At 65.6% G+C, this 10,878-nt stretch carries 10 protein-coding genes and 1 pseudogene; 4 read left to right on the top strand and 7 right to left on the bottom strand.

The features are described from left to right. A partial coding sequence (locus ACE3S9_RS08150) for a Dyp-type peroxidase (RefSeq protein WP_374545946.1) occupies positions 1-920 on the top strand: 920 nt, incomplete at its 5' end. 76 nt (positions 921-996) lie between these two features. On the opposite strand, the gene ACE3S9_RS08145 is transcribed toward ACE3S9_RS08150, so the two are convergent. Next, complete coding sequence (locus ACE3S9_RS08145; protein ID WP_374545945.1) at positions 997-1,299, bottom strand: nickel-binding protein; 303 nt, start codon at positions 1,297-1,299, stop codon at positions 997-999. Positions 1,300-1,452: 153 nt separating this feature from the next. Between ACE3S9_RS08145 and ACE3S9_RS08140 the strand changes: the two genes are divergently transcribed. Further along, positions 1,453-2,505 carry an AraC family transcriptional regulator gene (locus ACE3S9_RS08140; RefSeq protein ID WP_374545944.1) on the top strand — a complete coding sequence of 351 codons (1,053 nt, stop codon included), beginning with the start codon at positions 1,453-1,455 and terminating at the stop codon, positions 2,503-2,505. On the opposite strand, the gene ACE3S9_RS08135 is transcribed toward ACE3S9_RS08140, so the two are convergent. From ACE3S9_RS08135 to ACE3S9_RS08125, 3 genes are read right to left on the bottom strand one after another with little or no spacing between them, the layout of a single operon-like run. Next, positions 2,469-3,206: a methyltransferase domain-containing protein gene (locus ACE3S9_RS08135; RefSeq protein WP_374545943.1), complete on the bottom strand. Its 738-nt coding sequence runs from the start codon at positions 3,204-3,206 to the stop codon at positions 2,469-2,471. The two genes, ACE3S9_RS08140 and ACE3S9_RS08135, sit on opposite strands and share 37 nt — an antisense overlap. Continuing rightward, positions 3,196-3,825 (bottom strand): alpha/beta fold hydrolase, encoded by a 630-nt coding sequence (locus ACE3S9_RS08130; protein ID WP_374545942.1) that lies wholly within the window; start codon positions 3,823-3,825, stop codon positions 3,196-3,198. Before ACE3S9_RS08130 ends, ACE3S9_RS08135 begins: the two co-directional genes overlap by 11 nt. Then, positions 3,822-5,015: an aminotransferase class I/II-fold pyridoxal phosphate-dependent enzyme gene (locus ACE3S9_RS08125; protein WP_374545941.1), complete on the bottom strand. Its 1,194-nt coding sequence runs from the start codon at positions 5,013-5,015 to the stop codon at positions 3,822-3,824. The genes ACE3S9_RS08130 and ACE3S9_RS08125 overlap by 4 nt, the downstream gene beginning before the upstream one ends. 49 nt (positions 5,016-5,064) lie before the next feature. Here ACE3S9_RS08125 and bioB point away from each other — a divergent pair. Continuing rightward, positions 5,065-6,045, top strand: a pseudogene (bioB, locus tag ACE3S9_RS08120) (biotin synthase BioB); the annotation flags it as partial. Positions 6,046-6,062: 17 nt separating this feature from the next. Here the strand turns inward: bioB and ACE3S9_RS08115 are convergent. Beyond that, on the bottom strand, positions 6,063-7,334 hold the full coding sequence (locus ACE3S9_RS08115; protein WP_374545940.1) for an adenosylmethionine--8-amino-7-oxononanoate transaminase: 1,272 nt from the start codon (positions 7,332-7,334) through the stop codon (positions 6,063-6,065). On the opposite strand from ACE3S9_RS08115, the gene bioD reads away from it, so the two are divergent. Next, positions 7,327-8,112 (top strand): ATP-dependent dethiobiotin synthetase BioD, encoded by a 786-nt coding sequence (bioD, locus tag ACE3S9_RS08110; protein ID WP_374545939.1) that lies wholly within the window; start codon positions 7,327-7,329, stop codon positions 8,110-8,112. The two genes, ACE3S9_RS08115 and bioD, sit on opposite strands and share 8 nt — an antisense overlap. A 132-nt stretch (positions 8,113-8,244) precedes the next feature. Here the strand turns inward: bioD and prfB are convergent. Next, positions 8,245-9,376, bottom strand: a protein-coding gene (prfB, locus tag ACE3S9_RS08105; protein ID WP_374545938.1) for a peptide chain release factor 2 whose coding sequence is annotated in 2 segments (ribosomal slippage) — positions 8,245-9,306 and positions 9,308-9,376 — 1,131 coding nt in all. Because the reading frame shifts where the segments join, the coding sequence is not laid out codon by codon here. 103 nt (positions 9,377-9,479) lie between these two features. Beyond that, positions 9,480-10,878, bottom strand: a 1,399-nt coding sequence (locus ACE3S9_RS08100) for a penicillin-binding protein 1A (protein WP_374545937.1), incomplete at its 5' end; no start/stop codon positions are given.

Raw genomic sequence — 10,878 nt, 5'->3', positions numbered from 1 at the left:
TAGAGCTTCTCCGTAAGCTAAACCTTGCGGAGCCCTGCATGCGCCTGACCTACCAGCCGTCCATTCTGAAACCTTTGCCGGAACACGGCCGGTCCGTCAGCTATGCGGTGCGCTTCGAGAGCGACCCACGGCCGGCTTTGGCGCGCCTTGCGCAGGACTTTGATCCGTCCTGGGGCGTGGTCGCGCTGGGCGACCCGCTCGTGCGCGCTCTGGGCAAGGAAATTCCCGGCCTGCGGATGTTCCCGGCCTTTGCCAGCGGCGCCGCGACCATCCCGTCGAACCAGCACGCCTTGTGGATTTTCCTGCGCGGCGCGAGCCGGGGCGACGTTTTCGACCTGTCGCTGAAGCTCGACGCGCTGCTGGGGGAATCCTTCGAACTGGCCGACGCGGTCGACACGTTCACTTACGCCGGCGGGCGCGACCTGACCGGCTATGAGGACGGCACGGAAAATCCGGGTCCTGACAAGCGCGAGGCCGTGGCCATCGCCGCGCCGGACAGCGCCACGCCCCGTTCGAGTTTCGTCGCGGTGCAGCGCTGGACGCATGATCTCGCCCGGTTCAACGCCCATCCCGAGGCGCATCGCGACAATGTGATCGGGCGCCGCCTCAGCGACAATCAGGAATTGGCGGACGCGCCGGAAAGCGCCCATGTGAAGCGCACGGCGCAGGAGAGTTTCGCGCCGGCGGCCTTCATGTGGCGGCGCTCGCAGCCCTGGGCGAGTAATGACGGCTCCGGGCTGGAATTCATCGCCTATGGCGCCTCGCTCGATCCGTTCGAGCGCATGATGGAGCGCATGGCCGGCGTCGAGGACGGGATCGCGGACGCGCTCTTCACCTTTTCGCGGCCGGTCAATGGCGGCTATTACTGGGCGCCGCCGATGAAGGACGGCAAGCTCGATTTCGCCTTGGTCGGGGTCTAGCCGCAGCCACACAAACCGAAGGCCGAGCCGCTTGCGGCGGTTCGGCCTTCGCTCGTTCACCTTTCGGCGGGCGCGCTCAGGCGGCTGCTTCCGCCTCGACCGGATCGTCCCGAACGATGACGCTTTTGCAGACGGGAAAGATTTCGTCGGCAGGCATTCCGACCCGGCGGGCGTGTTCGCGCAGCGATTCCGCGTCCCGCGCCTGGTAGATGCAGACCGACCCAAGCCGTCCATCCGGCTCTTTGACGGCATAGCTGCGAATCCAGCGAACGCGGTCGGCCATCTGTTCATTGCCGATGCGGGCCGAGACGGCTCCGGCGGCTTCGAGCCGCTTCTCGTCGGCCCAGGCGCTGCGACGGCGAATGACATAGAGTTCCATGGTTTTCTCCTCCACTTCGACGATTTCATTCTAGGCTCGGTCGCGATGCGGACGAATGATCGGACGTCCGCAAGACTTGACGCGGCGTCGGTAATTTCAGCATCTCTTGTCCGACCGTCCTGAACCCCTGCGCAGACGTCCGGGCGACCTCAGATGACAGCCGACGCGCTTTCCGACGTGTTGAAGGCCGTTCGCCTGACGGGCGCGACCTTTTTCGACATCGCGGCCAGGACGCCCTGGGTCGCGGAATCGCCGCCGCGTGACATGATCCTGCCGATGATCCTGCCGGGCGCCGAGCACCTGATCGCCTATCACGTGCTCACGGAAGGCCGATGCTTCGCCAATATCCTCGGCCAAGCGCCGGTCGAGCTGAACGCCGGCGAGGTCATCGTTTTCACCAGGGGCGATCCGCATGTGCTGGCGAGCGCGCCCGGCCTGCGGGCCGGTCCCGCCGCGCCGGAAGGGCTCGGGTCGCTCGCCGGCAGCCAATTGCCGTTCACGCTCAATTTCGGCGCTGTCGGTCCGCCCACAGCCAGGCTGGTCTGCGGCTATCTCGCCTGCGACTCGCGCCCTTTCAATCCTCTGCTCGATCACCTGCCGCCGGTCATCAAGGCCTGCGATCCACAGGGCGGGGACGTCGGCTGGCTCAGCCATTTCATTCGCTTCGCAACGAAGGAATCGGCTGACCGACGGGCCGGCGGCGAAAGCGTCCTCGCCAGATTGAGCGAGCTGATGTTCATCGAGGTGGTTCGCCGGCACATAGACGCACTGCCGCCGGGACAGGCGGGATGGCTCTCCGGCCTGCGCGACCCGTTCGTCGGCAAGGCCTTGTCCTTGCTGCACCAAAGCCCGGCCCGCAACTGGACGATCGAGGATCTGGCGAGGGAGGCGGGGCTGTCCCGCTCGGCGCTGGCGGAGCGTTTCACCGATTTCGTCGGCGAGCCGCCGATGCATTATCTCGCACGCTGGCGGATGCAGATGGCGGCCGAGCTTCTGCTGCATGGCAAGGCGAATATCGCCACCATCGCCGCCGAAATCGGCTACGGATCGGAGGCGTCTTTCAGCCGCGCATTCAAGAAGATCGTGGGGGCGTCGCCGTCGTCCTGGCGGCGGCCCGGCGCGCTCAGGCCGTCAGGCGAGGAGGCGTCAAACACGTGGCAAGTCGCCGATCATCCGGCGTCGCGGAAGGTGATGAAGGTCACGTGAAATGTCGCCGTGAAAGCGGTCTTCGCCGCCAACGCCCGGCGCAGGGCGCCGGTTGACGTCGGCTTGGCGCCGGGGCGCGATTGATGCGCGCCCGCGTCCTTCAACGTGCGCAGGAAATGTCTGGCGTCGGAATAATGTGCGGAAAAATCGGCGCGCCCGACCTCGGCGCCGAGACCATCGGCGAAATCGGCTTTCGGAAAGGCCCAGAGCCGGTCGGCCACGCCCGCCGCGCGGGTCAGTTCGCGCCATTCCGGCAGGCTGCCGGCGACCGGCGTCGCGACGCAGAGCAGGCCGCCGAGCGCAAGATGTTTTCGCCATTCGGCCAGCGCGGCGCGCGGATCGGCGAGCCAATGCAGCATCATGCTCGACAGGATCAGGTCGTAGCGCGGCAGCCCGTCCAGCGTGCGCGCGTCACGGGCGATGGTTTCGACTTTGGGAAATTTGGCGCTGAGCCGACGCAGCATGGCGGGGGCGGCATCGAGCGCGGTGAGCTCGGCGGCGGGCCATTCGCCGAGGGCGAAGCCGGTGACATGGCCGGCGCCGGCGCCAAGATCGAGAATGGTTTTGGGCGGCGCGCTCACGGCGCCGGCCGCGCGCCGCACCAGTTCGCGCGCGACGTCGCGCTGTATGGGCGTGGCCTCGTCATAGGTCTCCGCCGCCGCGTCGAAGGCGGCGATGATGGCTTTGGCGTCAGGCGTCATGGGCTTTCAGGAAGGCGAGGATTTGCTCCGCGCAGAAATCCGGCGCGGTCCAGGGCAGGCCGTGGCCGCCTGTCGCGTTCAGCGCCAACGCGCCGCCGGTCAGAGCCGCGAGGTCGCGCGTCGCGGCGGGGGGCGCGAGGGAATCGTCCTCGGCGCCCAGCGCGAGCAAAGCGGCGCCTTCCGGCAAAGCCGCGACTTGGCCGTCGCGCAGCAGGTCGAGTCCGGTCATCAGGCGCTCCTTTTGCGCCCGCCCGCGCGCCGGCGCAAGCCCGAGACTCGCCCGGAAAGCATTGGCGCAGGCCTGAGGGTCACGCTCCAGCGCCTGCCGCATGGCCCGCAGCGACGCAGGCTTGACGCAGCCATGTCCCGCGTCGTCCAGCGTGAAGCGGGCGAAGGCGTTGATGGCGACGATTCCCGCCCAATCCGCATGCTGGCTCAAGCCCCATAACAGGCCCATGGAATGGCCGACGAGAATGTCGCCATCGCGCAAATCCGGAAGGTCTGGCGCGCCGAAAAAGCCGAGATCGACCCGCATTTGCGCGAAACAAGCGAGGCGCGGCGCGAGCGCGTCCCAGATATCCGGTTCCAAAGCCCAGCCGTGGACGAAAATCAGCCTCACGCCTCCGCCCCGGCGTAACGCGGCGCGAATTTGGCCAGACTGGCGGCCAGGGTGTCGATGTCCTGCTGGCTATGCGCGGCGCTCAGCGAAATCCGCAGTCGGCTGGAGCCTTGCGGCACGGTCGGCGGGCGGATCGCCGCAACCAGCAGGCCGCGCCGCTCCAGTTCCGCGCCGAGCGCCAGCGTTTCGGCCTCGCCGCCGACGATCACAGGAATGATCTGGCTGGCGCTGCCGCCGCAGGACCAGCCCTGCGCGGTCAAGGCCTCGCGCAGAGCTTGCGCCCGCGCCAGCAGGGTTTTCCGCTGTTCGGCCATAGCCGGAACCAGCGTCAGCGCGGCGTCGATGGCCCCGAGGACGGCGGGCGGCAACCCGGTCGAATAGACCAGCCCGCCGCAACGCTGAATCAAAAATTCGCGGATGTCGGCGTCGCAGGCGAGATAGGAGCCGAAGCCGCCCAGCGCCTTGCCGAAGGTGCCCATCGCGACATCGACCACATCGGCGTGGTCCTCGCACAGGCCAAAACCGCGCGCGCCGAACACGCCGGTGGCGTGGGCTTCGTCGACATAGAGCAGGGCGCCGAAATCCCGCGCCAGCGCGCCGATGCGGCCGAGATCGGCGAGGTCGCCGTCCATGCCGAACACGCTTTCGGTGAGAATGACGCAATAATCGCCCTTCGCGGTCCGAACGCGCAAAAGACCTTCGAGATGGTCGTAATCATTATGCTGGAAGCGCATCAATCGCGCGCCGGAGAGTTGCGCGCCTTGCAGCAGCGAATGATGGGCGAGGCGATCGGCCAACACGGTCACCGGCCGACCCGCGACATCCTTGTCAGCCAGAGCGGCGACCGCGGTCAGATTGGTCTGATAGCCGGCGGCGAGCACGAGGGCTGCGGGCTGGTTCTTGGCGGCGGCGATCCGCGCCTCAAGCCGCGCGAATTCGGGGTTTTCGCCCGTCACCAGCCGCGAGGCCGCGACGCCCGCGCCATATTTTCGCGCATATGAGCAGGCAGCTTCCACCAGAGCCGGATGCTGGCTCAGGCCGAGATAGTCATTGCTGGCGAAATTGACCAATTCGCGCCCGCCGCGCCGGATGCGGCCGCCGGGCGCGAGAATCGCGTCCTGTAGCCCGCGCAAGCGGTCCTGCGCGGCGCGGGTCTCGCAATAGGCGCGGTAAATAGGAGTTTTTGCCATTTGCCGCCATTCTGATAAGACAGCGCTACGCAAAAGTCACGGGAACGTCATGACTTCCACCCCGCACATTTCCGGTAAAGCCCCCATCCGCCACGACTGGACGCAAGCCGAAATCGAGGCCTTGTTCGCCCTTCCGCTGCTCGATCTCGTGAATCGCGCGCAAAATGTCCATCGTCAATATCATGACGACACGATCCAGCTCGCCAGCCTGCTGTCGATCAAGACCGGCGGCTGCGCCGAAGACTGCGGCTATTGCCCGCAGAGCGCGCATTTCGCCAAGAAGACCGGGCAAAGCAAGGAAACGATGTTCGACGTCGATTTCGTGCTCGACCGCGCCCGCGTCGCCAAGGAGGCCGGCGCTTCACGCTTCTGCATGGGCGCCGCCTGGCGCTCGGTGCGCGACGGCAAGGAATTCGATTCCGTGGTCGATATGGTCAAGGGCGTGCGCGATCTCGGCATGGAGGCTTGCGTCACGCTCGGCATGTTGCAGCCGCATCAGGCCCAGCGCCTCGCGGATGCGGGCCTGACCGCCTATAACCACAATCTCGACACCAGCCCGGAATTTTACGGCGAGATCATCTCGACCCGCACCTATCAGGACCGGCTGGAGACCCTGAGCCACGTCCGCGCCGCCGGCATCAATATTTGCTGCGGCGGCATTATCGGCATGGGCGAGAAGGAATTCGACCGCGCCTCGCTGCTGCGCGTGCTGTCCGAAATGAACCCGCATCCGGAAAGCGTGCCGGTCAATGCGCTGGTCGCGGTGCGCGGCACGCCGATGGAAGGCCGCACGCCGGTCGACGCCTTCGACATGGTGCGGATGATCGCGGTGGCTCGCATTGTCATGCCGGGCTCGCGCGTGCGCCTGTCGGCCGGCCGCTCGGAAATGAGCGCCGAAGCGCAGGCCATGTGCTTCATGGCCGGCGCGAATTCGATCTTCTATGGCGAAAAACTGCTGACCACGGCCAATAATGACGCCGAGGAAGACCGCGCTTTGATCGCCCGTCTTGGCCTGAAGGTGCAGGAAGTCCAGGAGCGCAGCGCGCATTACGATCTTGAGAGCCAGCCCGGCAATGTCGAGGAAATCGCGCCCATCAGGGCGGCGAGCTGAGCTTCTGAAATCGTGAAGGCGGGCGTCAGATAGACGATATCGCCGAACGGACGGATCCAGAATCCCTGTTCGGCGAATTTTTCCCGCAAGGCGGCGGCGTCGCCGAGCGATTCGCATTGCACGACGCCGATCGCGCCTTTGACCCGCACATCCAGCACGCCGCGAATGTCGGCGCAGGGCGCCAGGCCGTCTTTGAGTTGCGCTTCGATTCGCGCGACCTGTTCCAGCCGCGGCTCGCCTTCGAACAGGTCCAGCGAGGCGTTGGCGGCCGCGCAGGCCAGCGGATTGGCCATGAAGGTCGGGCCGTGCATCAAGGCGCGGGTCGGGTCATCCGACAGGAAAGCCTCATAGACATACGGGCGGGCGAGTGTCGCGGCGAGCGAGAGGGCGCCGCCAGTCAAGCCCTTGCCGAGGCAGAGGATGTCCGGCGTCACGCCGGCCTGTTCGCAGGCGAACAGGGTTCCCGTGCGGCCGAAACCGACGAAAATCTCATCCGCGATCAGCAATAGGCCATGGCGCCGGCAGGCCTCCGCGACGCGGCGCAGGACTTCGGGCGCATGGAACTTCATGCCGCCAGCGCCCTGTACCAAAGGCTCGATCAGAACGGCGGCGATCTGGTGCTTTTCACGCGCGAGTAGGGCGTCGAAAGCCTGTTCTGACGCGGGATCGGTCGGCAATTCGGCCAGAATCTGTTTCGGCAGATAGTCTTTGAACAGGGCGTGCATGGATTCGTCGGGATCGCAGACGGACATGCAGGCCATGGTGTCGCCGTGATAGCCATAGCGGAACGAGACCATTTTCGGGCGGCTGTGGCCTTTGTTGAGCCAATATTGCACGGCCATTTTCATCGCCACTTCGACCGCCACCGAGCCGCTGTCGACGAAGAAGACGTGGTTGAGGTCGCCGGGCGCTTTCGCCGCCAGCCGCTCCGCCAGCCGCAGGGCCGGTTCGTGGACGAGGCCACCGAACATGACATGCGGCATCTTTTCGAGCTGGTCGCGCAAAGCCGACTGAATGTGGGGGTGATTGTAGCCGTGGCAGGCGGTCCACCAGCTTGCGATGCCATCGATCAATTCGCGGCCATCGGCGAGCCGGATCAGCGAGCCTTGGGTCGAAACGGCCTGCAAGGGCTGGCGGGCGGTCTGCATCTGGGTGTAAGGCAGCCAGACGTGATGCAGCAGATCGTTCGGGGCGTTCGGATTGGCCATTTCTTATTTCATCACCTCGACCGGAACCGGAATCGGCAAGACCTATGTCACCTCGGCCCTGATCCGGCTGGCGCGGTCCAAGAATATGCGGGTCGCCGCTTATAAGCCCGTCATCTCCGGCTTCGACAAGGGCGAAATCGCCGGGAGCGACACCGGCGAAATCCTCGCCGCGCTCGGCGAGGCGGCCAGCGATGTGGCGGTGGCGCGGGTTTCGCCCTGGCGGTTCAAGGCGCCGTTGGCGCCGAACATGGCCTCGCGGGCGGAGGGAAAGACGCTGGATTGCGAGGCGTTGTTCGCTTTTTCGCGCCACATGCTGGCGCAGGACCACATAGAAACGTCATTGCGAGGCGCTGCGGGCGACCAAGCAATCGACCTCGCGGCTCGTCGCTCGCCGGGTGGATTGCTTCGCTCCGCTCGCAATGACGGCGGAAAGAATTCGGCGTCGCCGGCCGATCTGGTTTTGATCGAAGGCGTCGGCGGCGTCATGGTCCCGCTCGACGAAAAAAAGACCGTATTGGACTGGATTGTCGCCTGCGGCGTTCCCGTCGTTCTGGTCGTCGGCGATTATCTCGGCACGATCAGCCATACGCTCACGGCCGTCGAAGTCTTGCGCGCGAGGGGCGTGGACATCGCGGCGGTCGTCGTCAGCGAGAGTGGCGAGTCGAGCGTGGCTTTTGAGGTTACGCGCGCGGAAATCGCCCAATGGGCCGCGCCGATCCGCGTCCTCGCCATGAGGCGCGGCGCGAATGGCTCAGCGCTGGCCGCGCTGATCGATTAGGCGAAAATCGCCCCATTCGTCATTGCGAGCGAAGCGAAGCAATCCACCGTTCGACCTGTTGAAAGGTTGCATGGATTGCTTCACCATAGCCCGTCTTCCGACGCCCTATGGCCCTCGCAATGACGGCGGTCTTTACTCCACGTCCTCGACGCTCTCGGGTCCGCCGCCGTGGACGCGCTGGGCCAGCGCGGCTTCCATGAAGGCGTCGAGATCGCCGTCGAGCACGTCGGCCGGCACGCCGGAGACAACGCCTGTGCGCAGATCCTTCACCATCTGATAGGGCTGCAGCACATAGGAGCGGATCTGGTGGCCCCAGCCGATCTCCGATTTGGTGGCGTTGACCTTGTTGGCCTCGGCCTCGCGGCGCTCCAGCTCCTGTTCGTAGAGCCTCGCGCGCAGCATGTTCCACGCCGTGGCGCGGTTCTTGTGCTGCGAACGCTCCATCTGGCACGCGACCACGATGCCCGACGGAATATGGGTGATGCGGATCGCCGAATCGGTGGTGTTGACGTGCTGGCCGCCCGCGCCGGATGAGCGATAGGTGTCGATGCGGCAATCGCTTTCGTTGATCTGGATGTCGATCTTGTCGTCGATCACCGGATAGACCCAGGCCGAGGCGAAGCTGGTATGGCGCCGGGCGTTGGAATCGAACGGCGAGATGCGCACCAGCCGGTGCACGCCGGATTCGGTCTTGGCCCAGCCATGGGCGTTATGGCCCTTGACCAGAATGGTGGCCGATTTGATGCCGGCTTCGTCGCCCGGCGTCTCTTCGATCAGCTCGACCTTGTATTTGTGGCGCTCGGCCCAACGGGTGTACATGCGCAAAAGCATGCGCGCCCAGTCGCAGCTTTCCGTGCCGCCGGCGCCGGAATGCACTTCGATGAAGGTGTCGTTGCCATCAGCCTCGCCCGCGAGCAGGGCTTCGACCTGCTTGCGCTCGGCCTCGGCGTTGACGCCCTTGAGCAGCGCGATGCCCTCGTTCTCGGCGGATTCGTCGCCCTCCATCTCGCCCAGTTCGATGAGCGTGACGGCGTCCTCCAGCTCGCGCTCAAGGCGCTCGACGGAGCCGAGGCGTTCTTCGAGATCGGTCCGCTCGCGCATCAGTTTCTGCGCGTTTTCGGGATCGTCCCAGAAATTCTGTTCTTCGGATTTGGCGTTCAGTTCGGCGAGGCGGCGGGTCGACGATTCGACGTCAAAGATGCCTCCTCAGCAGCCCGACTGACTGCTTGATCTGCTCTACGAGCGACACGGCTTCCGCGCGCATGACGATTCCTGTCTCAAAGAAAGAGAACGGCACAGATAATGGCGGGAACGCCGGCTGTAAACCGCTCAGGCGGTTTTTATGGCTGGCTCCCGTGTTCGAGCGGTCAGTAAAGACCGCCCGTGCCAGAGCCGACCTGCTGGTCGGTGCCGGGCGAATGAGCCGCACTCGCGCCGCCGCCGTAGGAATCCGGCGGGGCGGTGCCGGGCTTGAAGGCTTCCATGATCGAGCCGGCGCCGGATGAGCGCATGCCGGATTTCACGTCGACCGAGATCAGCTTGATGCCCGGCGGCACGCGGAAAGGGGTGTCCGGCTTGTCAGCCAAGGCCATTTTCATGAAATCGCGGAAGATCGGCGCGGCATAGAGCGCGGCCTGGGCCGAATCGCCCATCGAGCGCGGCTTGTCGTAGCCGAGATAGACGCCGACCGCGAGATCGGGCGAAAAGCCGACGAACCACAAATCCTTGGCGTCATTGGTCGTTCCGGTCTTGCCGGCGAGATGCTTGCCGACCTCGCGGATCGAGACGCCGGTGCCGCGCTGGATCACGCCCTCCATGATCGAGGTGATCTGATAGGCGGTCAGCGGGTCGAGCACCTGCTCGCTCTTGTCGACCAGCTTGGGCTCGCTGTCGGCCTCGAATTTGGGCGCGTCGCAGCCGAGGCATTCGCGCTCGTCGTGACGATAGATGGTATGGCCCCAACGATCCTGGATACGGTCGATCAGGGTCGGCTTGATGCGCTTGCCGCCATTGGCCAGCATGGAATAGGCCGTGACCATGCGCATCAGCGTGGTTTCGCCGGCGCCGAGCGCCATGGACAGGACGGGCAGCATGTCGTCATAGACGCCGAACCGGCGGGCATATTCGGCGATCAAGGGCATGCCGATGTCGCGGGCGAGCCGCACGGTCATCAGATTCTTGGAATGCTCGATGCCATAGCGCAGCGTATGCGGGCCGTAATTGCCGGATTCAAAGTTTTCCGGCCGCCAGACCGAGCCATCCGGCTGGGCGATCTCGATCGGCTCGTCGAGGATGATCGAGGAGGGCGTATAGCCATTGTCCAGCGCCGCCGAATAGACGAAGGGCTTGAAGGACGAACCGGGCTGGCGCAAGGCCTGGGTGGCGCGGTTGAACGAGGACTGGTCGAAGGAGAAGCCGCCGACCATCGCGAAGACGCGGCCGGTATAGGGGTCCATCGCGACCAGAGCGCCCGAGATTTCCGGAATCTGACGCAGGCGGAACTGGCCCGGCTTGCCGTCGATCGACTCGACATAGACCACGTCGCCCGGCGAGAGCGCCTGTTTGAGACGCTTGCGCGTCCAGCGCGCGCCGTCGGCGGTGATGGTCCCGGTTTCGCGCACTCGCGAAATATCGCCGGATTTCTCTCGCGGCGGCTGCAGGCCGACGCGCGCGGCATTGTCGTTGACGTCGAGCACGACGGCGAGCCGCCAGGGCGCGACGTCGCCCAGCACGGGAACCTGTCCGAGCGCCTGGCCCCAGTCGCCG

Origin of the sequence: Rhodoblastus sp., assembly GCF_041915505.1 — a bacterium.
In the GTDB taxonomy this organism is placed as follows: domain Bacteria; phylum Pseudomonadota; class Alphaproteobacteria; order Rhizobiales; family Beijerinckiaceae; genus Rhodoblastus.
This window is presented reverse-complemented; position numbering and strand designations above follow the sequence as displayed.

Bases quoted from the DNA above. Each gene is read 5' to 3' on its own strand.
- ACE3S9_RS08145 (WP_374545945.1), bottom strand. From the start codon at position 1,299: ATGGAACTCTATGTCATTCGCCGTCGCAGCGCCTGGGCCGACGAGAAG.
- ACE3S9_RS08140 (WP_374545944.1), top strand. From the start codon at position 1,453: ATGACAGCCGACGCGCTTTCCGACGTGTTGAAGGCCGTTCGCCTGACG.
- ACE3S9_RS08135 (WP_374545943.1), bottom strand. From the start codon at position 3,206: ATGACGCCTGACGCCAAAGCCATCATCGCCGCCTTCGACGCGGCGGCG.
- ACE3S9_RS08125 (WP_374545941.1), bottom strand. From the start codon at position 5,015: ATGGCAAAAACTCCTATTTACCGCGCCTATTGCGAGACCCGCGCCGCG.
- ACE3S9_RS08115 (WP_374545940.1), bottom strand. From the start codon at position 7,334: ATGGCCAATCCGAACGCCCCGAACGATCTGCTGCATCACGTCTGGCTG.